General features: G+C 70.8%; 19 protein-coding genes, 1 tRNA gene and 1 riboswitch. Of the genes, 9 read left to right on the top strand and 11 right to left on the bottom strand.

Annotation, left to right across the window (positions count from 1 at the left end):
• Positions 1–84: 84 nt before the first annotated feature.
• From ACYQ77_RS08630 to ACYQ77_RS08600, 7 genes are all read right to left on the bottom strand, one after another.
• On the bottom strand, positions 85–315 hold the full coding sequence (locus tag ACYQ77_RS08630; protein ID WP_459709198.1) for a hypothetical protein: 231 nt from the start codon (positions 313–315) through the stop codon (positions 85–87).
• Positions 305–565, bottom strand: a complete 261-nt coding sequence (locus tag ACYQ77_RS08625; protein WP_459709197.1) for an LLM class flavin-dependent oxidoreductase — start codon at positions 563–565, stop codon at positions 305–307. The genes ACYQ77_RS08630 and ACYQ77_RS08625 overlap by 11 nt, the downstream gene beginning before the upstream one ends.
• A 250-nt stretch (positions 566–815) precedes the next feature.
• Positions 816–1,700, bottom strand: coding sequence for an NADP-dependent oxidoreductase (locus ACYQ77_RS08620; protein ID WP_459709195.1), 885 nt, complete (start codon positions 1,698–1,700; stop codon positions 816–818).
• Positions 1,701–1,717: 17 nt separating this feature from the next.
• Complete coding sequence (locus ACYQ77_RS08615) at positions 1,718–2,356, bottom strand: HD domain-containing protein (protein ID WP_459709193.1); 639 nt, start codon at positions 2,354–2,356, stop codon at positions 1,718–1,720.
• A 376-nt stretch (positions 2,357–2,732) separates the two neighbouring features.
• Complete coding sequence (locus tag ACYQ77_RS08610; RefSeq protein ID WP_459709190.1) at positions 2,733–3,404, bottom strand: hypothetical protein; 672 nt, start codon at positions 3,402–3,404, stop codon at positions 2,733–2,735.
• Positions 3,405–4,004: 600 nt separating this feature from the next.
• Complete coding sequence (locus ACYQ77_RS08605) at positions 4,005–4,484, bottom strand: hypothetical protein (protein ID WP_459709187.1); 480 nt, start codon at positions 4,482–4,484, stop codon at positions 4,005–4,007.
• Positions 4,485–4,841: 357 nt separating this feature from the next.
• Positions 4,842–4,914: transfer RNA gene (locus ACYQ77_RS08600), tRNA-Arg, on the bottom strand.
• Positions 4,915–4,977: 63 nt separating this feature from the next.
• Here ACYQ77_RS08600 and ACYQ77_RS08595 point away from each other — a divergent pair.
• From ACYQ77_RS08595 to ACYQ77_RS08585, 3 genes are read left to right on the top strand one after another with little or no spacing between them, the layout of a single operon-like run.
• On the top strand, positions 4,978–6,621 hold the full coding sequence (locus ACYQ77_RS08595) for an SDR family oxidoreductase (RefSeq protein WP_459709757.1): 1,644 nt from the start codon (positions 4,978–4,980) through the stop codon (positions 6,619–6,621).
• A complete protein-coding gene (locus ACYQ77_RS08590; protein WP_459709184.1) occupies positions 6,618–7,604 on the top strand; it encodes a sigma-70 family RNA polymerase sigma factor in 987 nt (328 codons plus the stop codon). The genes ACYQ77_RS08595 and ACYQ77_RS08590 overlap by 4 nt, the downstream gene beginning before the upstream one ends.
• A gap of 54 nt (positions 7,605–7,658) precedes the next feature.
• Positions 7,659–8,213, top strand: coding sequence for a dihydrofolate reductase family protein (locus tag ACYQ77_RS08585; protein ID WP_459709181.1), 555 nt, complete (start codon positions 7,659–7,661; stop codon positions 8,211–8,213).
• Here ACYQ77_RS08585 and ACYQ77_RS08580 read toward each other — a convergent pair.
• Positions 8,198–9,613, bottom strand: coding sequence for an MFS transporter (locus ACYQ77_RS08580; RefSeq protein WP_459709178.1), 1,416 nt, complete (start codon positions 9,611–9,613; stop codon positions 8,198–8,200). The genes ACYQ77_RS08585 and ACYQ77_RS08580 overlap by 16 nt on opposite strands.
• A gap of 101 nt (positions 9,614–9,714) precedes the next feature.
• On the opposite strand from ACYQ77_RS08580, the gene ACYQ77_RS08575 reads away from it, so the two are divergent.
• Together ACYQ77_RS08575 and ACYQ77_RS08570 are read left to right on the top strand one after the other, a co-directional pair.
• A complete protein-coding gene (locus ACYQ77_RS08575; RefSeq protein ID WP_459709176.1) occupies positions 9,715–10,548 on the top strand; it encodes a helix-turn-helix transcriptional regulator in 834 nt (277 codons plus the stop codon).
• Between the two features lie 281 nt (positions 10,549–10,829).
• A complete protein-coding gene (locus ACYQ77_RS08570) occupies positions 10,830–11,702 on the top strand; it encodes a zinc-binding dehydrogenase (RefSeq protein ID WP_459709173.1) in 873 nt (290 codons plus the stop codon).
• A 213-nt stretch (positions 11,703–11,915) separates the two neighbouring features.
• Here the strand turns inward: ACYQ77_RS08570 and metH are convergent, their stop codons facing one another.
• Together metH and ACYQ77_RS08560 are read right to left on the bottom strand one after the other, a co-directional pair.
• Positions 11,916–15,524 carry a methionine synthase gene (gene metH, locus ACYQ77_RS08565; RefSeq protein WP_459709171.1) on the bottom strand — a complete coding sequence of 1,203 codons (3,609 nt, stop codon included), beginning with the start codon at positions 15,522–15,524 and terminating at the stop codon, positions 11,916–11,918.
• Between the two features lie 16 nt (positions 15,525–15,540).
• Positions 15,541–15,619: riboswitch (S-adenosyl-L-homocysteine riboswitch) on the bottom strand.
• Positions 15,620–15,722: 103 nt separating this feature from the next.
• Positions 15,723–16,823 carry a hypothetical protein gene (locus tag ACYQ77_RS08560; RefSeq protein ID WP_459709169.1) on the bottom strand — a complete coding sequence of 367 codons (1,101 nt, stop codon included), beginning with the start codon at positions 16,821–16,823 and terminating at the stop codon, positions 15,723–15,725.
• A gap of 117 nt (positions 16,824–16,940) precedes the next feature.
• Between ACYQ77_RS08560 and ACYQ77_RS08555 the strand changes: the two genes are divergently transcribed.
• The 4 genes from ACYQ77_RS08555 to ACYQ77_RS08540 all read left to right on the top strand — a co-directional run bounded on the left by ACYQ77_RS08555 (position 16,941) and on the right by ACYQ77_RS08540 (position 23,126).
• Positions 16,941–17,186, top strand: a complete 246-nt coding sequence (locus ACYQ77_RS08555) for a hypothetical protein (protein WP_459709167.1) — start codon at positions 16,941–16,943, stop codon at positions 17,184–17,186.
• Positions 17,187–17,555: 369 nt separating this feature from the next.
• Positions 17,556–18,635, top strand: coding sequence for a cytochrome P450 (locus ACYQ77_RS08550; RefSeq protein WP_459709166.1), 1,080 nt, complete (start codon positions 17,556–17,558; stop codon positions 18,633–18,635).
• 484 nt (positions 18,636–19,119) lie between these two features.
• Positions 19,120–21,969: a BTAD domain-containing putative transcriptional regulator gene (locus tag ACYQ77_RS08545; protein ID WP_459709163.1), complete on the top strand. Its 2,850-nt coding sequence runs from the start codon at positions 19,120–19,122 to the stop codon at positions 21,967–21,969.
• A gap of 26 nt (positions 21,970–21,995) precedes the next feature.
• Entirely contained in the window at positions 21,996–23,126 is a 1,131-nt protein-coding gene (locus ACYQ77_RS08540; RefSeq protein ID WP_459709161.1) for an FAD-dependent monooxygenase, read from the top strand.
• Here ACYQ77_RS08540 and ACYQ77_RS08535 read toward each other — a convergent pair.
• Positions 23,119–24,027, bottom strand: a complete 909-nt coding sequence (locus ACYQ77_RS08535; protein WP_459709159.1) for an RNA polymerase subunit sigma-70 — start codon at positions 24,025–24,027, stop codon at positions 23,119–23,121. The genes ACYQ77_RS08540 and ACYQ77_RS08535 overlap by 8 nt on opposite strands.
• Positions 24,028–24,045 lie beyond the last annotated feature (18 nt).

Here is a 24,045-nt window from a genome sequence, read left to right as displayed (position 1 = left end):
TCCTCGTTCAGGCAGTGGTCCTGCTCCCAGGCTGCGCGGGGCGGAGCCGGTTAGCCACGGCCTGCCGATCCCAGGCAACGGGCGTCACGCCGCGAGAACGCCGACCCGCCCGGCCGCGTCCATCACCTCACCCAGCAACCCGAGCCACTCGTCCACGTCCGCGGCCCGCAGCCCCACGTCGAGCCCGAGCCCCTGCCCGCCGCCGAGGTACACCTGCGTCACCCCGATCTCGCGGGCGACCGCGAGATCCTCGGCGATCTGCCGCGGCGACCCGCCGAGGAAGGACCGCCCGTCCCCGATCCGCTCACGGGTCACCGGGGTCGCGGCCCGCTTCCCGGGCGGCGGCGTGGGACACGGTGACGACGTCACGCAGTTCCCCCGCGGAGGTGGCGATCGGGATCAGTCCGTCCGCGATCCGGCCGGCACGCCGCACGACGGCGGGCGTGTTCGCGGCCAGCAGCACGGGAATCCGGTGCTGCACGGGCTTGGGGTTCACCTCCGACGGCGCGATCCGGTAGAACTCACCGTCGTGGCGGACCGGGTCCGGTCCCCACGCGGCCCGCATCGCGGTGATGAACTCAGCGTCTCCAGCGGCTCGTACGTAAACCCGTAGAACTCCGGCAGCACCGCCGGTTCGCCCCCGGTCCACAGCACGACCTTCTCAAGTGGACGAAGCAGGCGCTCGAACGTCCACAGGGCGGCGTAACCGAGCCGTTCGGCTTCCCTCGCGACCCGGACGATCGTCTCGGGCGAGGCCTGCGGCCCTGCGGTGGGCAGCGCGAGACCGAGTTCCACGGTTTCTCCCACCGCCGGGGTCACAGGTCGGCGACCTGGATGATCGTCCTGCCGGGGGACGTGAACGCGGACGCCGCCTCGGCGAGCGGCACCACGGATCCGACGACGGGCTTGAGCCGCCCGGCCCGCACCCGCTCGGCGAGATCGGCGAGCCGAACCCGGTCGGGTTCGACGACGAAGAACACGGCACGCCCGTCCACGTCCGGCGCCGCGATGGTGACGAGGGCGCCGCCTGGCCGCACCAGCGCGGCCGACCGTTCGAGGACGTCACCCCCGAAGACGTCGAACACCACGTCGACCTCGCCCACGCCGTCCCAGTCACCGTCCAGCGCGTGGAAGTCGTGCGCACCGAGCCCGAGCACGACGTCGCGGTGCGCGGCCCGCCCGGTGGCGATCACGCGGGCACCCACGTCACGTGCGAGCTGGACGGCGAGGGCCCCGACCGCGCCGGCCGCCCCGTGGATCAGGACGGTCTGCCCGGTCGTGAGGCGACCGTGGTCGAACAGCCCCTGCCAGGCGGTCAGCCCGGAGATCGGCAGCGCGGCGGCCACGGTGTGATCGATGTCGGCGGCGAGGGGCGCGAGGTTGCGAGCCTCGACGGCGGTGTACTCGGCGAGGGACCCGTCGCGGGCCCAGTCGGCCATCCCGAAGACCCGCTGCCCGACGCTGAGCCCGGTGGTCCCGTACCCCAGTTCGACGACGGTCCCGGACAGCTCGTGCCCGGGGATGCTCGGTGTCCGGTCACGCCCCGCGCGGTCGGTCCAGGTGGCGGGCCAGTCGAGCTCGCCGGGCGTGCAGCCGGCAGCGTGCACCCGCACGATGACGTCGTTCTCCGCGGCGTGGGGGTAAGGCACGTCGGTCAGGGCGAGCTCACCGCCCCGTTCCCGCACAGTGATGGCAAGCATGGTGAATGTCCTTTCCGTCAACTGGACCACGGCGCGCCGAGAATGCGCGCCACGGTCGTCGTCCGCCGGTACCCGGGCAGGAAGTGCTCGAGGATGTCGGAGTTCACGGTCCCGTTGGCGGTGTCCGGCCGCCCCCGAAGCCCGTCCACGGTCGCGCGCAGGAACTCGTTCTTGAAGTCCCCACGCGGATGCACGGCGAGGACCTCGTCCACCTGCCCGGCGTCGAGCAAGTCCAGCCCAAACCCGAGCACGTCGGTCAACACCCCGAGGTACGTGGTTGCGATCTCCGGCCCCATCCGCCCGGGAATCCCAGGCGTGGTGTGCAGCGCAATCGCGGTCCAGACCGTGTCGGCTGCCGAGGCGGAGAACCCGCGCTCCAGGAGGAATCGACGCGCGTGATCAGCCCCGTCAACCTCGAACCGCTGCTCGACGTCGGAGAAGGGCGTGAGCAAACCCGAGTCGTGGAACATGGCCGCCATGTAGAGCAGCTCGGGGTCCGGTTCCAGGCCGAGCCTGCGCGCGTGCATAAGCCCGAAGAAGAAAACCCGCCGGGAATGGTGGTAGAGCAGAGGACGGGTCGTCTCCTCGATGCGCAAGGTCGCCTCCCCAACGGCGACAGTCGGGGGAACCTCCAACCCCGCGATAACCTCAACCATGACTCCCTCCGGGTGGTGACGTGTCGACTGCGGACCGGCTGTCCAAGGTCCAGCCTGCGCGTTGACCACCGCCTGGCGCCGCCTCCGTCCGGCCAGAAACCCCTCACATCCGGACAGGGGCAAACGGCGGAGACGCGCTCGGCGGAACCGTCCAGGGAAGGTGCGGCTGGACGCCAGCGCGAGCGGCCAGCGCGCGCTGGCGGGCGGGGTGACCGCCATGCCGCCGCGCAACAGGACCGGAACGTCACGACCCGAACGAGTCCAGCGCGCCGATACCGAGGAACACGTCGATGGTCCGCTGTTGAGCGGATGAGCGCGTGGTGAGCGGGCGATCCTCAATCTCGACGTGCGGGTAGAGGTCGTTACCCGCTGCGAGTCACGCTCGGTCATTGCCTTCGGACTGAGTGGATTCAGCAGATCGCGAACCAATCCCGAGGAATCTGCCGAGCAGTCCTACGATATGTGGAAGTATTCCAATCAAGGTGGTCAGTGCGGCAACGAATATTAACCAGCCTACGAAGGTCCCCATCAGGTCGAACTTGGCAAACACCAGCTGCCGTGGATACCAAGCTTGAACGAAGGTGAATCCCGTCACCGCGAAGGTTACGAAGATGGCCACATCCACCACCGAGGCTCGCCGCCTGATTGCCGCAGCTGAGGCGACCACGGTGATACAGCCAGCTCCTGCCAGTTCCCGCAAGGAGTATACCGATCGTTCTTCGACGAATCGCCTAGGAACATCGAAGTAGACGTCAGGAATGAAAGGGAGAAGCCAAGGCGCAGATAGTGCAATACCGACAAGAATCGAAGCGATGGCCCATCGCACGAAGCCTCCCAAGCCTGCCGCAACCCGCAGGCCATTCAAGCCACCTGGCTCGCGAGCTCGCTCAAAAACGATCATCGCCGCGAAGATGAACACGGACGAGGAGACAACAAAGATGGGATGCGGCTTTACCAGCTCCGATAGCTGATTGATGGCCATTCCACTCGCGAACACCAGCGCCACTCCGATAAAAGCGGTGGTTCTACCTGGCGAAAGCTGTGACATCTGCGATCCCATGGTTTCACGAGTGGCTAGCAACCTGAATAGCGTAGTCGTCTTCACGCTCGTTGACAGCACGGGAGGAACACGGGCATCAACCCCAACAAGGTGCGCCGAGCGGCGTACGCCTCGGCATACTGCGCAGTCGCCCGCGCAACTTGAGTCGCGGGCTGCCGGTGAGGGTCAGACGGTGCCATGTCCACCCGAGTTGACGGAGCTGTGGGGGACCACGTCAACCGGTACGGGTTCGGCGACAGTGAACTGCTATACCGCAGCGAGAAGGACCGGGCCGCTGCCGATGATCACGTACACGCGGGGCCTGGCGGTCTGCTCGGGACATCGCACTCACCGGGGAAGCGCAGCACACGCCGCTGGCTCGCAGCCGTACGACTTGCCGCACGCGGCGGTGAGCACGTGACTCGCCGATGGGCTTGATCCGACTCTGGTGGGCCGGTGGGCCCGGCGCTTGCTCGCGGTCCTCATCGAGATGTACACGGCCTGCTTGTGCGGTCGTGATGTCACCGCAAACGTCTGACCCAGGCCGCTTTGGGACGGTATGTGCGAGGACATTGGTTCCTGCGCTAGCCTCTGCCAAGATGTCCCTGATCACCGCACGCTCTGGCGTTGCAGTCGCGACTCGTGTCGATCAACTGCCCGGCGCGTTCCTGAAGGCAACTGACCACGCACCTGCCCGGCCCGCACGTATAGGACCTTTGAGTTGTTGCTCTGTGTCCCCCGCCCGAAGGTCGGTGACTCCACCAAGACGAAGGCACCAGCGCCCACCCTCATCTTCTCGAACCACGAGTCGTACTCATCGCCAGATCGCAACGACACCACGTACGCCTTGTCGCCATTTTTCGCACGTTGGTACACCCGTCGAACTTGGAACAGTTCAGTGTTTGATGCTCGCGCGGCGGCCTTCATCGCCTGCCACTGCTCATACAACGCCTGGTTGTGCTTCTCCTGTCCGATGCCGAGGCCCGCCAACAGCCGCCGACCGGGTCCAAGGCAGAACGCAAGTACGAGATAGCCAACGTAGACGAACACACCAACTGTGATCATGGTGACAAGTACGTCAAGTGACATGACTGCTCCTCGACCTGTTGCGCTGGACGTGAGGCAGGTTAGAACGGAGCACCGACACGACGGACCTGCTCACTAACGAAGATCAACGAGATCGCCCTTCGGGGCAGCGGGCAGTGCACGAGCGGGCAGGACGCATGCCCGGTCTCGATGTCCAGCCTCTCTATCGTCCTCGTTGCGGATGCGAGGTCGCCACGAACCACAAGGTCCCAGGCAGCTTTGGGACGCTGAGAGCTCGTACACGCATTGTGCACGGACACCCGAACGGAACCGGATGCGACCGTGAACAGCCGGAAAAGCAGAACCGCCGCTCAACTGGCGAAGGCGCTGGTCAGCGGCGGTTTGACGAGGATTCGAGGGCGCCCACGGCAGGATTTGAACCTGCGACACCTGCCTCCGGAGGGCAGTGCTCTATCCCCTGAGCTACGTGGGCTCGTCTTGCGACTGCGGGAAGCTTAGCGCATGCCATTTCGGGCCTTGCGACTACCGTGGCCCCATGCGTCGACGGTGGGTGGAGTCGGGTGGGGTTCGGCTTGCTGTGTACGAGGACGGGCCTGGTGACGGGGTCCCTGTCGTGTTGGTGCACGGGTATCCGGACAACGCGTCCGTGTGGGACGGGGTCGCCGGGGAGCTGGCTTCGCGGTTCCGGGTCATCCGGTACGACGTCCGCGGGAGTGGGGAGTCCGGGGAGCCCTCGTCGCGGGACGGGTATGTGATCCCGCGGCTTGTCGAGGATCTTGTTGCCGTTGTGCGTGACCTCTCTGACCAGCCTGTTCATCTTGTCGCGCATGACTGGGGGTCTATTCAGGCCTGGGCGGCGGTCCGGGAGTTCAGCCACCTCTTCCTCTCCTACACCTCCATCTCCGGGCCCGATCTCGACCACGTGGGTGCCTGGATGCGCCGCGCCGGCAAGGGGCGTGTGCTTCGGCAGCTCCTCCACTCCTGGTACATCGGGGCGTTTCAGGTGCCTGTGGTGCCTGAGCTGGTCTGGCGGCTTCCGGCGCTGCGGCGGAAGTTCCACGCCAGGTACCGCGACGCGCGCAACGGGATCGAGCTCTACCGCGCCAACATGGTCGGGCGACTGTCGCGGCCCGGGCCTCGGACGATCTCCGTCCCGGTTCAGCAGCTTGCGCTCACCCAGGACCCCTTCGTCACGCCGTCGATTCTCGAGGCCGCCGATCCCTGGTGTGAGCGGCTCTGGCGACGGCCGGTGGCGGCCGGGCACTGGGCCATCCGGGAGAAGCCCGCTCTCGCCGCTCGGATGATCGTCGAGTTCATCGACCACCTCGGTGGGGGCGACGCACCTCGGGAGCTTGCCCGGGCCGCCGTCGGTGCCGAGCGGACCGGGCGGCTTGCCCTGGTCACCGGGGCCGGCAGTGGGATCGGGCGGGCCACCGCGCTCGCCCTCGCGGCCGACGGCTGGGACGTTCTGTGTGTCGACGTGGACTTCGGCTCCGCATCCACCACCGCTGAGGAGATCGGTGGGGCGGCTTTTCAGCTCGACGTCGCCGACGCCGCCGCCACCCAGCGGTTGGCCGACCACGTGATCGCCGAGCACGGGGTGCCCGACCTGGTCATGGCCAACGCCGGGGTCGCCGTGGCCGGGTCGTTCCTCGACACGTCCCTCGAGGACTGGCAGCGGGTGTTCGACGTCAACGTCTGGGGGGTGATCCACACCCTGCGTTCGTTCCTGCCGCCTCTCGTCGAGCGGGGCGAAGGTGGGCACGTCGTCATCACCGCCTCCGCCGCCGGGTTCCTCCCGCTGCCCACGCTGCCCGCCTACGGGACCACGAAGGCCGGGGTCCTCATGCTCGCGCAGTGCCTCGCCAGCGAACTGTCCGCCGACGGGATCGGGGTCAGTGCGATCTGCCCCGGCTTCGTGCACACCAACATCACCTCCTCCGCCCGGTTCGCCGGGTTGTCCGCCGAGGAGGAGCGGGCTCGGCAGGCGCACGCCACCGAGCTCTACCGGCGCCGCGGGTTCGGGCCCGAGAAGGTGGCCGCCGCCGTGGTGGCCGCGGTCCGGGACAACAAGACCGTCGTCCCCGTCACCGCGGAGGCCAAGGTCGGCGCCGTGGCCAACCGCCTCTCCCCCGCCGCCACCCGCGCGGTGCTCGCCGCTCTCGGGCGGCGCATGTGACCGTCGACGACCTCGTCACGGCCGCCCGCGGTGGCGACACCACCGCGTTCGACCGGCTCGTCGCACCCTTCCGCAACGAACTCCGCGCCCACTGCTACCGCATGCTCGGCGGTGTCCACGACGCCGACGACGCGGTCCAGGACGCCCTCCTCGGCGCCTGGCGCGGCCTCGCCGGCTTCGAAGGGCGCGCCGCCCTCCGCTCCTGGCTCTACCGCATCGCCACCAACACCTGCCTGCGGCAACTGCGGGACCGGCCGAAACGCCTCCTGTCCGCCGACTACTTCCCCGCCGCCGAGGGCGTCGACGACCTCGGGGAACCGCAGGTCGGGAAGGCCTGGCTGGAGCCGTACCCGTCCTCCCCCGAGGACAGCTACGAGCAGCGGGAAGGCGTCGAGCTCGCGTTCGTCGCCGCCCTGCAGCACCTGCCGGCCACCCAGCGGGCCGTCCTGATCCTGCGGGTCGTGCTCGGGTACTCCGCCGCCGAGGTCGCCGACGTCATGGACACCTCCGTGGCCTCGGTCAACAGCGCGCTGCAGCGGGCACGCAAGACGCTCGACGAGCGGATGCCGTCCCGCAGCCAGCAGGGCGCGCTCGCCGCGCTCGGGGACGACGGGCACAAGGCGCTCGTGGCCCGGTTCGTCGAAGCCTGGGAACGGGCCGACGTGCCCGCTCTCGTCGGCATGCTGACCGAGGACGCGCGCCTCACCATGCCACCGTTGCCGATCTGGCTCGACGGGGCCGACATGGTGGCCCTGTTCCTGCGGGAACGAATCTTCGCCACACCGTGGCGGGTCGTGCCCGCCACGGTCAACGGACAGTTGGGGTTCGCCGCCTACCAGGGGCAACCCGACGGGACGTTCGCGCTCGGCGGGGTGAACGTGCTGACCGTGCGTGGCGACCGGGTCAGCGCGATCACCTCGTTCCTCGACCCCGCCTGGCTGGCGCCGTTCGACCTGCCCGAAGTTTTTCCGGCGGACCGATGAGTTGACCGGAGGCGCTGACTCCTACCTGTCGTACGCACTACGAAGGAGGAAGTCATGCGCAAGGTCATCGTCTACGTGAACGTCACCCTCGACGGCATGCTGTGCGGGCCGGACGGCGACATGTCGTGGATGGACACCGACCCCGCCATGAACTCGGAGTTCGCCGACGCTATGCGCGCCCGCGTGGACACGATGCTGCTCGGCCGCAACGCCTACCAGGGCTTCGAGCAGCACTTCCGCGCCTCGGCCGCCGACCCGGCCAGCGAGCCGGGGCTCGTCGACTTCTCCAAGTGGATGGTCGACACCCCGAAGGTCGTCGTCACGAACACGTTGACCGAGGTCAGCGACGTCGCGCGGACCGCGGGTGACGTCGTCGCGGCCGTCGCCGAGCTGAAGGCGCGGCCGGGTGGGGACATCGTCGCGTTCGCCGGGGTCCAGCTGGTCAACTCGCTGGTCGACAACGGGCTCGCCGACGAGTTCTGGCTGAAGGTCGCGCCGACGGCGATCGGCGAGGGCAGGCCGCTGTTCACCACGCACACCGCGCTGCGGCTGGTGGACAGCAAGGCCTGGCCCTCCGGCACGATCACCGCCCGCTACACCGTGGCCTGACGTGGGTCGGGCAGCCGGGCCGTCAGCACACCGATCAGCACGGACAGCACCGCCATCAGCAACGTGATGAGCACCAGCGCGTCCCGCATGCCGAGTGCCGACGGCCCGGCAAGGCCGACGAACAGCGACCCCAGCGTCGCCACTCCGAGCGCCAGTGCCGTCTGCTGTGTCGTGATCAGCACGCCGCTGCCGGCCCCCGCCGACTCGGTCGGCACGCCGGAGAGGATCACGCGGAACAGCACCGGCGCGATCGCGCCCTGTCCCACCCCGTACAGCAGCGCGCCGGGCGCGAGGTCCAGCACCGAGATGCCGGGCCAGGCGGTCAGCGTCGTCATGGTGAGCAGCAGGAGGCCGGCGATCTGGACCACCGCGCCGGTCACCAGCACCCAGCGGCCGTAGCGGGCCACCAGGCGGCTGGTCTGCAACGACATCACGAGGAAGCCGACCGCGGCCGGGGTCAGCGCGAGGCCCGCGGTGAGCGGGCTGTAGGCCAGGCCGGTCTGGAAGACCAGCGCGAACACGAACATGAACCCGCCGAAGCCGGCGAACACCGGGATCGCGACGAGCACGCCGTGCCGCATGGTCGCCATCCGCAGCAGCGTCGGCGGCAGGATCGGCACCCCGCCGGACCGCTCCAGCCGGCCGGCCACGGCGAGGTAGCCGAGCGCGAGGCACGGCGCGGCCACCAGCAGGGCCCAGCACCAGGCGGGCCAGCCCAGCGTCCTGCCCTCCAGCAACGGCACCAGCAGGGCCAGCAGTGCGCCGCCGAGCAACACCGTGCCCCAGCGGTCGACACCGATCGGGTCAGCGGCGCGGCTCTCCGGGAGTGTCCTGGTGACGAGGAGTATCACGACGACACCGATCGGCACGTTGACGAGGAAGATCGGCCGCCAGCCCGCGCCCGCGAGGTCCGCGGCGACCAGCACGCCGCCGAGCACCTGGCCGAGCACCATGGCGACGCCCGCGGCGGCGCCGAAGTAGCCGAGGGTCCGCGCCCGCTGCTCGCCGCTCGTGGTGGCCTGCATGATCGAGAAGACCTGCGGCGCCATCAGCGCGGCGGCGGCGCCCTGCGCGACCCTGGCGAGGACGAGCACGGTGGCGGTGGGCGCGAGGCCGCAGACCAGCGACGTCGCGGTGAACGCGGCGAGGCCCCACACGAGGACGCGGCGGCGCCCGAGCGCGTCGCCGACCCTGCCGCCGATCACCAGCAGCAGCGCGAACGTGATGCCGTAGCCCGCGAGCACCCACTCGAGCGTCGACGTGGACGCGTGCAGGTCGGCTTGGATCGTGGGTAGTGCGACGTTGACGATGAACAGGTCGATCGGCGCCAGCACGACGCTCAGCAGGAGCGTCGCGAGGCCGGCGCCGGTCAACCGTGGTGGCGCGATGAGCGTTGTCACGCCATCCAGCGAACGCCCGCGGACAACCTGGTACCAGAGTGTGGTTATCCAGGTACCCGTACTACCTGGCACCCGCCTGCCCGGCGTGTCACCGTGGAGGCATGGCGACACCGCTCATGACCGACACGGCCGAGGCGCGGCGCCGTGAGCTGGCGGCGTTCCTGCGCAGCAGGCGGGAGCGGATCTCTCCGGAGCAGGCCGGGCTGCCCACGTCCGGCCGCAGGCGCACGCCCGGGTTGCGGCGCGAGGAGGTCGCGCAGCTCGCCGGTGTCGGGGTCACCTGGTACACGTGGCTCGAGCAGGCGCGGGACATCAACGTCTCGGAACAGGTGCTGCAGGCCATCGCGGGCACGCTCCGGCTCGACCCGCACGAGCGCGCGCACCTGTTCACCCTGGCGGGTGCGCCGGAACCGCCGAAGGAGAAGGAGTGCCGTGCCATCCCGCCGGGCGTGCACGGGATGCTCGCGAAGCTCGACCCGTTCCCGGCGCTGGTGGCCAACGCGCGGACCGACATCCTCGCCTACAACCGGCCCTACGACGTGCTCATGGGCGTCTCGGCGTTGCCGCAACACGAACAGAACGCGGTGCTGCAGGCGTTCACGAACCCGGACTGGCGGGGGCGGATGCCGGACTGGGAGGACCGGATGCCGCAGATGGTCGGCCAGCTGCGCGCGGCCATGGCCAAGCACGTCGCCGAACCGGCGTGGCGGTCGCTGGTGAAGCGGCTGCGGAACGAGTCGCCGGAGTTCGAGGCGCTGTGGGTGCGGCACGAGGTCCGGCCGATGCGGAACCTGACGAAACGGTTCCGGCACCCCGAGCTGGGCGTGCTGACGTTCGACTACACGTATCTGTGGCTTGGCCAGCGGTCCGAGCTGCGCATGACCACCTACACCCCGGCCGACGAGCACACCGCGGGGCTGCTCCGCCGGTTGTGACTCCGTGTGACGGAAGGCACGTCGCGGCGGGAACGTACAGTGACGGTCGGCCGTTGTACAGGTTGGTCAACGATTGCGGCGGCAACGAGAACCTGACGCCTTCCCGGTGATGTCGACACCCCCAGGGCATTGCTGACGTGGCTCGGTTTTCTCGCCGCGGTCGTGACCGGAAACGCCGGCCGGACGTTCCCCCCAGCCTCCGGCCGGCGCCCTCTTTCCCATCGGCCCGCCCGCGTACTGTGCGGGTGGGCCGATGTGGATCTTCGGGGAAGGACACCGTGATGCGGGCTCTCGTGGTGGATCCGGCGGCGCCGTCGGGGGTGCGGGTGGCGGACGTGCCCGCGCCGTCGGCGGCGGCGGGTCAGGTGCTCGTGGACGTGCACCACGTGTCGTTGAACCTCGGCGACCTCAACGACGCCAGGTCGGGCCGGGTGCCGCCGGGTGCGGTGCTGGGATCCGACGTCGCGGGTGTGGTCGTCGGGACCGGTGCGCGGGTCGTGGGTTTGACGGCCGGTGCGTTCGCGGAACGGGTCGCGGTGGCGGAGGACGCGCTGGCGGTGGTGCCGGCCGAGGTGCCGCTGGCGCACGCGGCGGCGTTGCCGGTGGCGGGCTTGGCGGCGCTGCAGTCGTTGCGGGCGGCCGGTGTGGGGCCGGGCAAGCGGGTGCTGGTGACGGGTGCGTCCGGCGGCGTGGGCCGGTTCGCGGTGCGGCTGGCGGCGCACGCGGGTGCGTCGGTGATCGCGTCGGTGGGGTCGCCGTCGCGGGCGGCCGGGCTGGACGTCGAGGTGGTCGTGGGGCTAGACGGGGTCACCGAGGTGGACGTGGTGATCGACAACGTGGGCGGGCCGCAACTGGTGGCGGCGTGGGGGTTGCTGGCGCCGGGCGGGAACGTGCAGTGCATCGGCTGGAGCTCCGGTGAGCCCGCGGTGTTCCCGCCGTACTCGACGATCGGGCCGCCGAAGACGCTGACGTCGTTCCTGATCGACCCGTCGACGGCGGGCAAGGATCTGGCGGAACTGGTGACCCACCTGGCAAGAGGCACACTGACGGTCGACATCGGCTGGCAGGGCCCCCTGACCGACTACACCACAGCGGCGAACGCCCTCAAAAACCGCCGACTAAAAGGCAAAGCCATCCTCGACATCCACCCCTGACCCCCGGAGTCACCCGTTCAGGACCCGCGAGTCTCCCTCTCACGCCCCGCGAGTCTCCCTTTCACGACCGCTGAGTTGGCGCTTCGCGCCGAACAGGGTTAGAGCCGAACCGCCAACTCGGCGGCTCTGAACGGGAGACTCGCGGGTTCCCAACGGGAGACTCGCGAGTCCCGAACGGGAGACTCGCGGGGTCTGGGCGGGGGACTCGCGGGGTTAGTCGGGGTCGTAGGCCAGGTTGGGGCGGAGCCAGCGTTCGATTTCCGCTACCGGGAGGGCTCGGCGGGTCGCGTAGTCCACGACCTGGTCCTTGTTGATGCGGCCCACCGTGAAGTAGCGGGAGTCCGGGTGCTGGAAGATCAGGCCGGAGACCGCTGCCGCCGGGGTCATGGCGTAGCTGTCCGTCAGGCCGATGCCCAGCTTGTCCGACTCCAGCAGCTCGAACAGCAGCTTCTTCTCGCTGTGGTCCGGGCTCGCCGGGTAGCCGAGCGCGGGGCGGATGCCGCGGAAGCGTTCCGCGTGCAGGTCTTCCAGCGACGGCTCCGCGTCCGGCTCGAACCAGCGGCGGCGCGCCTCCAGGTGGATGTACTCGGCGAACGCCTCCGCGAGGCGGTCCGCCAGGGCCTTCACCATGATCGACTTGTAGTCGTCGTTCTGGGCCTCGTACGTCGCAGCCAGGTCCTCCGCGCCGTGGATCGCCACCGCGAAGCCGCCCAGGTGGTCACCGGACGGGGCGACGTAGTCGGCCAGCGAGCGGTTCGGGCGGCCCTCCGGCTTCTGCGTCTGCTGCCGCAGCATCGGGAACCGCTCCCCCGACTCGAGGACGATGTCGTCGCCCTCCGAGTGAGCGGGCCAGAAGGCGTACGCGCCACGCGCGGTCAGCGAGCCGTCGGCGATGATCTGGTCCAGCATGGCGTTCGCGTCGTCGAACAGCTCGCGCGCCACCGGCTGGTCGAGGATCGCCGGGTACTTGCCCTTCAGCTCCCACGCCAGGAACAGGAACTGCCAGTCGATCATCTCGCGCAGTTCCGCGATCGTCGGCGTCATCACGCGCAGGCCCGTGAACTCCGGCGTCGGCACGTCGTCGAACGACACGACCTCGCGGTTCGCCCGCGCCTGCGCCAGCGTCAGCAGCGGCTGGCGGCGCTTCTTCTCGTGCTGCTCGCGCAGCGTGTCCTGGTCCTCGCGGTTGCGCTTGGCCAGCGCCTCCGCGCGGTCCGCGTCCAGCAGGTCGGACACCACGCCGACCACGCGCGACGCGTCCAGCACGTGCACCGTCGTGTTCGAGTACGCGGGCGCGATCCGCACCGCCGTGTGCTGGCGGGACGTCGTGGCCCCACCGATGAGCAGCGGCAGCTTCAGCCCGCGCCGCTCCATCTCCGCGGCCACCGACACCATCTCGTCCAGCGACGGGGTGATGAGCCCGGAAAGCCCGATCACGTCGGCGCTCTCGGCGACCGCCGTGTCCAGGATGGTCGCCGCGGGCACCATCACGCCGAGGTCGATCACCTCGTAGTTGTTGCAGCCGAGGACGACGCCGACGATGTTCTTGCCGATGTCGTGCACGTCGCCCTTGACCGTGGCCAGCACGACCTTGCCCTGCCCGCGACCGGTGTCGATCTTGCCCTCGGCCTTCAGGCGCTCCTTCTCGGCCTCCATGAACGGCTCGAGGTAGGCGACGGAGCGCTTCATCACGCGTGCGCTCTTCACGACCTGCGGCAGGAACATCTTGCCGGACCCGAACAGGTCGCCGACGATCTTCATGCCGTCCATCAGCGGACCCTCGATGACGTCGAGCGGCCGCGCGGCCTGCTGCCGGGCCTCCTCGGTGTCCTCCTCGATGAAGTCCACGATGCCGTGCACGAGCGCGTGCGACAGCCGCTCCTCGACCGTCCCCTCGCGCCACGACAGGTCCACGACCCGCTTGGTGCCGGAGCCCTTCACGTTCTCCGCGAACGAGACGAGCCGGTCGGTCGCGTCCTCGCGCCGGTCGAACAGCACGTCCTCGACCAGCTCCAGCAGGTCCTTGGGGATGTCCTCGTACACCGCGAGCTGCCCCGCGTTGACGATGCCCATGTCGAGCCCGGCGCGGACCGCGTGCAGCAGGAACGCCGAGTGCATGGCCTCACGCACGACGTTGTTGCCGCGGAAGGAGAACGACAGGTTCGAGATGCCGCCGGAGGTGCGCGCGCCCGGACAGCGCTCCTTGATCCGCGGCAGCGCGTCGATGAACGCCTTCGCGTACCCGTTGTGCTCGGCGATGCCGGTCGCGACGGCCAGCACGTTCGGGTCGAACACGATGTCCTCGGCCGGGAACCCGACCTGCTGCGTCAGCAGGTCGTAGGCGCGGCCGCAGATCTCGACCTTGCGGTCGGCGGTGTCGGCCTGGCCCTGCTCGTCGAACGCCATGACCACGACGCCCGCGCCGTACTCGCGGATCTTGCGCGCCTGGGCGAGGAACTGCTCCTCGCCCTCCTTGAGGGAGATCGAGTTGACGACCCCCTTGCCCTGCACGCACTTCAGACCGGCTTCGAGGACCGTCCACTTGGAACTGTCGATCATGACCGGGATGCGCGCCACCTCGGGCTCGGTCGCGATCAGGTTCAGGAACGTGGTCATCGCCTGCTCGCTGTCGAGCAGGTCGGCGTCCATGTTGACGTCCAGCAGGTTCGCGCCGCCGCGCACCTGGTCGAGCGCGACGTCCACCGCGCCCTGGAAGTCCTCGGCCTCGATGAGGCGGCGGAACTTCGCCGACCCGGTGACGTTGGTGCGCTCCCCGATCATGACGAAGCCGGTGTCGTGCCCGATCTCGAACGGCTCGAGGCCGGAGAACCGGGTCGCCGGCGGGACCTCGGGGAACTGCCGCCGCGCCTTGCCGCGCGCGGCCTCGGCGATCTTCGCGATGTGCGGCGGGGTGGTGCCGCAGCAGCCGCCGATGACGTTGACCATGCCGGCGTCGGCGAAGTCGCCGAGCAGCGCGCCGATCTCGTCGGGCGTCTGGTCGTAGCCGCCGAACGCGTTCGGCAGTCCCGCGTTGGGGTGGCAGGCGACGTAGGTGTCGGCGAGCCGGGCCAGCTCGGCGACGTGCGGGCGCATCTCCTCCGCGCCCAGCGAGCAGTTCACGCCCACGACCAGCGGGTTCGCGTGCGCGACCGACCGCCAGAACGCCTCGACGGTCTGCCCGGACAGCGTGCGGCCGGACAGGTCGACGATGGTCACCGAGATCCACAGCGGCAGGTGCGGCGCGACCTCGTGCGCGGCGGCGACGGCGGCCTTGCAGTTCAGGGTGTCGAAGATCGTCTCGATCAGCAGGAGGTCGACGCCGCCCTCGGCGAGCGCGCTGATCTGCTCCGCGTAGGCGGCCTTGACCTGGTCGAACGTGACCGCGCGGTACGCCGGGTCCTCGACCTTCGGCGACAGCGACAGGGTCACGTTGAGCGGGCCGATCGAGCCGGCGACGAAGCGGCCGCCGAACTCGTCCGCGGCCTGCCGCGCGAGCCGGGCGCCCTCGACGTTCATCTCGCGCACGAGCCCCTGCAGGCCGTAGTCGGCCTGGCCGATGGAGGTCGCGGTGAACGTGTTGGTGGTCGTGATGTCCGCGCCCGCCGCGAGGTACTGGCGGTGGACGTCGAGGATGACGTCCGGGCGCGTCAGGTTCAGCAGGTCGGGGTCGCCGGTGACGTCGTGCGTGTGGTCGTCGCCGATGCGGTCGCCGCGGTAGTCCTCCGGCTTGAGGGAGGCGTTCTGCAGCATGGTGCCCCACGCGCCGTCGAGCACGGCGATGCGCTCGTCGAACAGAGCGCGAAGGGCCGGTTCCTTGCTCATGTGCGACCTCCCGATGTGGTGGGAGGCGCCCTTTCGGAATGGTCGTCCGGGCCGAGCGTGGCGGACCCCAGTCCGTTGCAGCGCCTCTCGGCCCAAGGGTGACTTTAGCGAGTCGGCACCGCCACCGCGACGACGGTCACATCGCGGGATGGGCGACTCGTTCTGCAGCACCACCCGAGCCGACGCGCGACCGGGCGGTCAGCCCGGGCCTGCGCGCCACAGGGTTTGGTTGTTGTCCTGACTGTCGTTCGTGGGCCCCGCCAGCACGTAGGTGCTGTCACCGACCCGCGCGACGCCGGTGACCACTCCGGTGGGGCCGGCCGCGTCGCGAATGCCGCCACCGAGGGTAGCAATCCGGACCCTTCCCCGATCGGAGTACACGAGGGTGTCACCGGCCGGTGGCGGCGGCCGGTCCTTGTCGCCGACGGGTACCTCCGGTACGTCGGGAACCCGCCGGAACGTGTTACCGCTCCCCTGCCAGACGGCCAGCCGCCCGTCGACCTGGCCGGCGACGGAACACGTGTCCGCGCAGGTCACGGTGATGGCGGCGGCGCGGCGGCCGTCGTGGGGCAGCGTGGCGGTGACGACGTTCCCGGCACGCAGCGTCCACACGACGGGCTGCTGCCTGCCCTTCACCAGCTGCCAGCCCGCTATCACGACCTCAGCGCCGCGCGAGGTCGCCGACATGGGGTACTTCAGCGCGGCTCGAGTGCTCTCCAGCGGGGTTCCGGTGGAACTCCGGCGCGTCCACGTGGTGCCGTCGGTCGTCCACACGGAAGGGTCGAGTCCGGCGCTGTGGCTCTGCCAGGTGCCGACGAGCAGCGGGCCGGTGTCGGGGAGGACCCCGTCGATGAGGTCGCCCGCGCCGAGCCCGCCGAACGTGGAGAAGGTCTGCGGCTGCTCGGCCATGCCGTTCCCGGTGGTGCGCCAGACGCTCCAGCGGACGTTCCCGTGGGCGCCGCCGCGCTTGCCGCCGACGGCGAGGATCTCCGCCTCGCCCCCGGTCTTCCTGGCGGCGACCGAGTACCACAGCGCCTCGGCGCCGTAGCCGGTCGCGGGCGTGAGCGGGACCTCGGTGTTCTCGCCGTCGCGGTGGCGGACGATCCCCGGCTTGCCGTCCTCGTTCACCGCGACCACCAGCTCGTCCCCCATGGCGGTGATGCGGACCGGGGCGGCGCCCGGCGGCAGCTCCACCCGCGTGAACCGGGTCGGCGCCGGTGCTTCCGAGGGGGCTTCGGGGGAGGCGGCGCCGCAGCCGGCGAGCACCAGGACCGCGAGGACGACCGGGATCATGCGCACACCGGTAAGTGTGCCTCAACCGGTTAGTTCTGTGGGGTCGAATTTTCGCGTGCATAGTTCGCGTTCGTCCGGGGAACCCCCGCTGTGGTGTCCCCTGGCCGGTTGAGGTGAGCAGCTGTGGCGAGCACGGAGGCGGGCCCTGCCCGCGGGTCGATGGTGACGTTCCTCCTGCGGGACGAACACGGAGAGCGGTTCCGGGTCGGCGAGGTCGTCGGGCCGCTCGAGAACGACCCGGTGACCGGCGAGCGGTGGCTCGGCGTCCGCATGTCCGAGAGCAGGCTGCGGCAGACGGTGACGCTGATACCGCTGTCGACGATCCTCAACGTCACCCCGCCCGGCGGCGTGGAGCGCGGCGCGCTCTGACCCCCGATCCGAAGGCCCCATAGCTTTCCCATGTCTCGACAGTGCAACCGGCCGGTCCCGAATTCGGGTTCACCCGGCCGCGCGACTATTGCGGGAACACCACTTCGGCGCGCCGGTCGTACCGAAACGCAGTAACCGCCATCACGCGTTGCGATCGAATAGCGCGGCAAATGACACGCCGCCCCAAGGCATTTGCCGAATTAAACCGTATTCCCTGGTCATCGGGGACTGCTGAGCCGTTGCCGGGTCGCCCCGACATCACCCCAACAGCCCAGTAACACACGCAGGGCAATGCACGACGCTGCCATTGCGTTCCCCTTCGTGTCATGATTTCCCCACGCTTTTCCGCGCACACCGGGAAAGGACGCGATGACCACCCTCGCCGAGCTCGACGCCGACCCCCACCCGGTCTACACCCGGCTCCGCGACGAGGAGCCGGTGAGCTGGGTGCCCGACGCCGGACTGTGGTTCGTGACCCGGTGGCACGACGTGCTGACGGTCCTGTCCGACCCGGCGCGGTTCGCCGGTGAGCACGCGGACATCCATGACGTGTTCCGGCGGGCGTACGAGCCGGGCCTGGATGCCGAGGAGATCGAGACGATCGCGCGGCCGGTGGCCCGCAAGGCGGCGGACGACATCTTCACGGCGGGGCACGCGGACCTGACGGCGGAGTACTTCGAACCCGTCGCCGCGGTCGCGGAGGCGACGCTGCTCGGCATCGGCGTCGGCGGCGCGGACACGTTGCGGCGCTGGGGCGGCACGCTCGCGGAGGTGATCAACAACGTCGGCCGCGACCCGTCGGTCGACAACGCGGCGATCGCGGCGATGGCCGAGGACGCCGACGTGGCGGTGGTGGTGGACCGGCTGCGCAACCGGCCGGACACGTCGGTGGTGGCGCGGCTGGTGCAGGCCGACACCGACGTGCTGGCGCTGCTCAAGCACGTCTCGATGAGCGTGATCGAACCGGGCTGGCTGGCGGCGTGGACACTGGCCGCGCTGTGGGCCGACCCGCCGCAGCTGTTCGCGGTGCGGCGCGACCGCACGCTGCTGGGGCCGGCGGTGTACGAGGCGCTGCGGTGGGCGAGCCCGGTCGGTGCCGTCGTCCGCCGGACCACGCGGCCGGTGTCGTTGGGCGGCAGGAAGATCCCGGGGAGTGCCCGGCTGGCGGTGGTGCTCGCGTCGGCCAACCGCGACCCGGCGATGTTCCCCGAGCCTGACCGGTTCGACGTGCACCGGCGGATCCGGACGCATCTCGGGTTCGGGGCGGGGCCGAACCACTGTCCGGCGCATTCGCTGGTGACCGCGGTCGCGCGGACCGCGCTGGACGTGTTGCTTGATCGGATGCCGGACGTGCGGCCCGCGCCCGGGTGGCGATCGGCGCCGCGTGGCTGGAAGTTGCGGTTGCCGGGGCCGCTGGTGGCGGTGTGGGACGCCGGGCGTCATCACTGAGCTGTCCACAGCTCATCCGGTTGTCCACAGGCAAGATCGACTTTCGTCCCCCTGTCGGTGGACACCGGTAGACTGGACAGCGGGGTGCCCCCGGGAGTGGTGGGGGCTGTCCGTACGTACTGGGTGGGGCGTTTTCGCAGGTCAGCGCCTTGCGTCCGGGCTTTGTGGTTGACCTTGTTGTGGGTTTCCCTCCGGGGGGTCCTCGCCGGACGGGCTGGTCTCCGGGATGGCAGCGGGTTGGGCACGGGGCTGGGTTGGCAAGGACTGCTGTTGAGTGGTCTGCCTGCCATCCCGTCGACCTCCCGGAGGGCTATCACACCGCGTCAAGGGGGCCCGGCGGCTTGGGTGCGTGGTGCTTTGGGTTTCGGGCCCCCTTGACACGGTGTGATCGGGCTTCGCCAGGTCGACGGGATGGCAGGCAGGCAGTTCTTGTGTGGTGGGCTGCGCTCGGCTTTTGCTGTCTTGGGCAGGACACAATCACGGCATGTGGATCGGGGTGCTCGGGGGGCTTGAGGTCGTCGGTGACGATGGTGTGCCTGTTGTCGTCGGTGGGCCGCGGCCGCGGGCTTTGCTGGTGACGCTCGCCCTCAATGCCGGTCGTGTGACCAGTGTCGACGCGATCGTGCGTGCTCAGTACGGGGACGATCCGCCCGCCGGTGCCGCGAGTGCGGTTCAGGCGCATGTGTCCCGGCTGCGCAAGAGTGTGGACGCCGTCGTGTTCGCCTCCGGTGGGTATCGGCTCGACGTCGCGCCCGACGATGTCGATGCCCTGCGGTTCGAGCGGCTTGCCGTCGATGGGCGTCGGTTGCTCGCCGCTGGGGCTCGGGGCGAGGCCGCCGCTCTGTTGAAAGAGGCTGTCGGGTTGTGGCGTGGGCCTGCGCTCGTCGACCTGCCGCACGGGGGTGCGCAGGCCGCGCGGCTGGAGGAGTTGCGCCTCGACGCGCTCGAGGACCTGCACGACGCCCTCCCCCACGAGGCGAGCGTGGCCGGGCTTCGGGCGCTGGTCGCGGCCAATCCCCTGCGTGAACGGCTGCGCGGGCAGCTCATGCGTGCCCTGCACGCCACCGGGCGTCCGGCTGAGGCGCTCGCCGAGTTCGAGGACACCCGCCGGCTGCTCGCCGACGAGCTCGGTGCCGATCCCTCGCCCGCGCTGGCCGCCACGCACCTCGCGATCCTGCGTGCCGAGCAGCCGCCGCGCGCTGGGTTGCCCGCGCAGCTCACCAGTTTCGTCGGGCGCGCGGGCGAGCTCGGGTGGCTCGCCGGCAAACGAGACTGCCGGCTTGTCACCATCGTCGGGCCCGGGGGGACCGGGAAGACGCGGCTCGCCGTCGAGGCGGCGCGCGGCCGGGACGCCTGCTTCGTCGACCTCTCGCCCGTCGCCGACGGTGCGCTCGTGCCGCACGCGCTGCTCGGTGCGCTCGGGGTGCGCGAGGCGGGGTTCGCGGTCGCGGCAGGGGACCCGGTGCGCAGGCTCGTCGCCGCGCTCGACGGGTCGTTGCTGCTCGTCCTCGACAACTGCGAGCAGGTCGTCGCCGACGTCGCCGTGCTGGTTCGCACGTTGCTCGCCGAGTGTCCCGGCCTCGCGGTCCTCGCCACCAGCCGGGAACCGCTCGGGCTCACCGGTGAGACGTTGCTGCCGCTGGCCCCGCTGGGCGCCGACGCCGTACGGCTGTTCGCCGACCGGGCCGCGGCCGTGCGGCCCGGGTTCACCGTCACCGACGAGAACCGGGACGTGATCGCCGACATCTGCGCCGCGCTCGACGGGTTGCCGCTCGCCGTCGAGCTGGCCGCGGCCCGGCTGCGGCAGTTCACCGTGGACGACCTGGCACACCGGCTCACCGAGCACGGGCCGTTCCGGCTGCTGTCCCGCGGCGACCGCACCGCCGCCGAGCGGCACCGGACGTTGCGCGCCGTCGTGGCGTGGAGCTGGGACCTGCTCACCGCCGAGGAACAGCGGGTGGCGGCGCGGTTCTCCGTGTTCGCGGGCGGTGCGACGCTCGCGGCCGTCGAAGCGGTCTGCGAGACGACCGACGACGTGCTGGCCGACCTCGTCGACCGCTCGATCGTCGAGACCGACGGCCGCCGCTACCGCATGCTCGAGACGATCCGGCTCTTCTGCGCCGGCCACCGCACCGAGGACGCCCACCGGGCGCACGCCCGCTACTACCTGGCCGTGGCCCAGCGCGCCGACCCGCACCTGCGGCGCGCGGAACAACTGGAGCGGCTGGCCGAGCTGTCCGCCGACCACGACAACCTGATGGCCGCGTTGCGCTGGTCGGTCGACGGCGACCCCGCGACCGGGTACCGGCTGGTGGCGGCGCTGACCGCGTACTGGTGGCTGTCCGGGCGGCGCAGCCAGGCCGGGCCCGCCGCCGCCGCGTTGCTCGAGAAGGACGTGCCCGGCCTCGACGAGGAGTACGTCGCGTGCGTGCTCCACGCCGTGCCGCGGCCCTCGGCGTCGCACTGGGACCGGGCGCACGCGGTCATGCGCGGGCTCACCGGGCTGCGGTACCCGTTCGCCGCAGCGGTCTGGGGCATGACGGTGGGCCCGTGGGGTCCTGCCGAGGACCTGCTCGGGACGGATCCGTGGAACAGCGCCCTCGGCAGGCTGAGCCTGGGGATCATGAAGGTGCTCGACGGGCGGCCCTCCGACGGGGAGGCGGAGCTGCGGGACGTGCTGGCCGAGTTCCGCGCGCTCGGCGAACGGTGGGGCACCGCGCAGGCGCTGGACTGGCTCGGTGAGGTCGCCGGCTGGCGCGGCGAATGGGACCGCGCCCGGTCCCTGTGGGCGGAATCCCTTGCCCTGTACGAGCGGTTCGGCGCGCTGGAGGAGTGCGTCGACGTGCTCTGCAGGCGCGCGGACTGCCTACTCCGGCAGGGCGACGTCGCGGGCGCCGAGGCGGACGTGCGGCACGCGGCCGAGCTGGCTGCGCGGGCCGGGCAGCCGGACACACCTCTCGTGCTGCTCACCCGCGCCGCCCTCACCGGCGACACCGGGCCGCTCACGAACCTGACCGGCTCCCGCGCGCTCACCGCGCTGGGCAGGCACGGCGAGGCGATCACCGCCGCCCGCGCCGCGCCGTTCGTGTCCGAGCTGGCCGCCGCGGTCGAGGGCTACGCCGGCACCGCACCGGCACGGGAGGCCGCGTTCCTGCTCGGCACGGCCGTCGCACTGCGCGGCACGGCGATCACCGGCGCGCCGGGGGTCGCGGCGACCGCCGCACGGGCCACGGCCGAGCTGGGCGCCGACGCGTTCGCCACGGCCTGGGCGGAGGGCGCGCGGCAGAGCAGGACCGCCGCTGACAGCACTGTCAGCCGGTTGTCGGCGGGCTGACAGCGGCGGCCGCGACCGTTCGCGGCATGAACATCCTCATCTCCGGCGCGAGCATCGCCGGCCCCGCGCTCGCACTCGAACTCGCCCGCGACGGCCACGCCGTCACCGTCGTCGAGAAGGCGCCCGCCCTGCGCACCGGCGGCCAGGCCGTCGACTTCAAGGGCGCCACCCACCGCACCGTCCTCGATCGGATGGGCATCCTCGACGACGTGCTCGCCCGCCAGACCGGCGGCGCCGACCAGGTCGTCGTCGACGCCGACGGCAGGCCGGTCACCACGATCCCCGGCGAGTTCACCGGCGGCGACATCGAGATCCGCAGGGGCGACCTGAGCGCCCTGCTGTACGACCGCACCGAGAAGGACTGCGAGTACGTCTTCGGCGACTCGATCACCTCGCTCACCGACACCGGCCGCGGCGTGCACGTCACGTTCGAGAAGGCGGCCCCGCGCACGTTCGACCTGGTCGTCGGCGCCGACGGCATCCACTCGATGGTGCGCCGCCTCGCGTTCGGCCCCGAGCAGGACTACGTCCGCCACCTCGGCCACTACTACGCGCTCGCCGAGCTCGACGTGCCCGGCCAGGGCCTGACGTACAACGAGCCGGGCCGCATGGTCGCGCTCGGCGGGCCGAAAGCCCAGTCGTTCTTCGTGTTCGCCGCGGGCGAGCTGTCCTACGACCGCTACGACACCGAGCAGCAGAAGAAGCTGTTGATCGACGCGTACCGGGGCGGCGGCTGGCGCATCCCGGAGATCCTGGACGCGATCCCCGCCGCGTCCGAGTTCTTCCTCGACTCGATCAGCAGGCTCGAGGCCATGGACGACTACGCGCAGGGCCGGGTCGTGCTGCTCGGCGACGCCGCGTACGGCAACACGCTCAGCGGCTTCGGCAGCGGCCTCGCGGTGGTCGGCGCGCACGTGCTGGCCGGTGAGCTGCGGCGGGGCGGCCACGAGATCGCGTTCCGCCGGTACACCGAGCTGATGCGCGGCTACGCGAAGGTCGCGCGGAAGGCCACCGCGGGCCCGTTCCTGGCGCCCCGCACGAAGCGCGGCATCTGGGCGCGGAACCGGCTGTTCCGGTGGTCGCCGCTGTACCGGTCGATGATGTGGCTGACCGACCGGTTCGCCACCGACATCGACCTGCCCGAGTACGTCAGGTGAACCGCGCGACGACCGCGGGGTCGGCGAACAGCGCGATCCGGGCCAGCCGGTCACCGGCGACGGTCAGCACCACGACCGCGTACGGGTCGCCACGCAGGTACGCCACCACCGCGGGCTGGCCGTTCGCCGCCGTGGGCACCATCCGCCAGTCGCCCGGCGACTCCAGCGCCTGCGCCCGCAGGTGCGGCAGGCAGGTCGCCTTGCCAGCGAACCAGGTCCGCACCCCAGTCATCTCCAGCACCACGTCGTCGGTCAGCAACCGCTCCAGCGCCGCCGCGTCGGAGTTCTCGAACGCCGCGACGTACCGGTCGAGCACCGCGCGGGCCTGCGCCGACGGTGTGCCGACCTGCTCCGGGGTGAGGTCCGCGGCCGTGGCCCGCGCCCGCTGCAACGCGCTCTTCACCGCGGCGACCGACATGTCCAGCGCGGCGGCGACCTCGCTCGCGGGGAACGCGAGCACGTCACGCAGCAGCAGCACGGCACGCTGGCGCGGCGGCAGGAACTGCAGGCTCGCGATCAGCGCCAGGCGGAGGGAGTCACGGCGGACCGCCGTCTCGGCCGGGTCGTCGGCGGCGACCAGCGCGTCGGGGACCGGCTGCACCCAGTCCACGTCCGGCGCGAGCTCGACCGGCCCCAACGGGTCGGCCGACGGCGGCCCGAGCCGTGACGGCAGGAACCGCCGCTTCTCCAGCGCGGTCAGGCAGACGTTCGTCGCGATCCGGTACAGCCAGGTGCGCAGCGACGAGCGGCCCGCGAAGCCGTCCTGGGCACGCCACGCGCGCAGGAACGTCTCCTGCACGAGGTCCTCCGCGTCGTCGACGGAGCCGACCATGCGGTAGCAGTGCGCGAACAGCTCCCGCCGGTGCGACTCGAGGGCGTGGTCGAAGTCGGTCACGGACATGGAGACCGGTGGCGCGGC

The sequence above is a fragment of the Actinophytocola sp. KF-1 genome, from assembly GCF_054661535.1.
This window is presented reverse-complemented; position numbering and strand designations above follow the sequence as displayed.

Excerpts from the sequence above, each read along its gene's own strand:
- ACYQ77_RS08575 (WP_459709176.1), top strand. The coding sequence starts at position 9,715 with ATGGCGACACCGCTCATGACCGACACGGCCGAGGCGCGGCGCCGTGAG.
- metH (WP_459709171.1), bottom strand. The coding sequence starts at position 15,524 with ATGAGCAAGGAACCGGCCCTTCGCGCTCTGTTCGACGAGCGCATCGCC.
- ACYQ77_RS08620 (WP_459709195.1), bottom strand. The coding sequence starts at position 1,700 with ATGCTTGCCATCACTGTGCGGGAACGGGGCGGTGAGCTCGCCCTGACC.
- ACYQ77_RS08585 (WP_459709181.1), top strand. The coding sequence starts at position 7,659 with ATGCGCAAGGTCATCGTCTACGTGAACGTCACCCTCGACGGCATGCTG.
- ACYQ77_RS08625 (WP_459709197.1), bottom strand. The coding sequence starts at position 565 with ATGCGGGCCGCGTGGGGACCGGACCCGGTCCGCCACGACGGTGAGTTC.
- ACYQ77_RS08605 (WP_459709187.1), bottom strand. The coding sequence starts at position 4,484 with ATGTCACTTGACGTACTTGTCACCATGATCACAGTTGGTGTGTTCGTC.
- ACYQ77_RS08535 (WP_459709159.1), bottom strand. The coding sequence starts at position 24,027 with ATGTCCGTGACCGACTTCGACCACGCCCTCGAGTCGCACCGGCGGGAG.
- ACYQ77_RS08545 (WP_459709163.1), top strand. The coding sequence starts at position 19,120 with ATGTGGATCGGGGTGCTCGGGGGGCTTGAGGTCGTCGGTGACGATGGT.
- ACYQ77_RS08610 (WP_459709190.1), bottom strand. The coding sequence starts at position 3,404 with ATGTCACAGCTTTCGCCAGGTAGAACCACCGCTTTTATCGGAGTGGCG.
- ACYQ77_RS08540 (WP_459709161.1), top strand. The coding sequence starts at position 21,996 with ATGAACATCCTCATCTCCGGCGCGAGCATCGCCGGCCCCGCGCTCGCA.
- ACYQ77_RS08550 (WP_459709166.1), top strand. The coding sequence starts at position 17,556 with ATGACCACCCTCGCCGAGCTCGACGCCGACCCCCACCCGGTCTACACC.
- ACYQ77_RS08570 (WP_459709173.1), top strand. The coding sequence starts at position 10,830 with ATGCGGGCTCTCGTGGTGGATCCGGCGGCGCCGTCGGGGGTGCGGGTG.
- ACYQ77_RS08595 (WP_459709757.1), top strand. The coding sequence starts at position 4,978 with ATGCGTCGACGGTGGGTGGAGTCGGGTGGGGTTCGGCTTGCTGTGTAC.
- ACYQ77_RS08615 (WP_459709193.1), bottom strand. The coding sequence starts at position 2,356 with ATGGTTGAGGTTATCGCGGGGTTGGAGGTTCCCCCGACTGTCGCCGTT.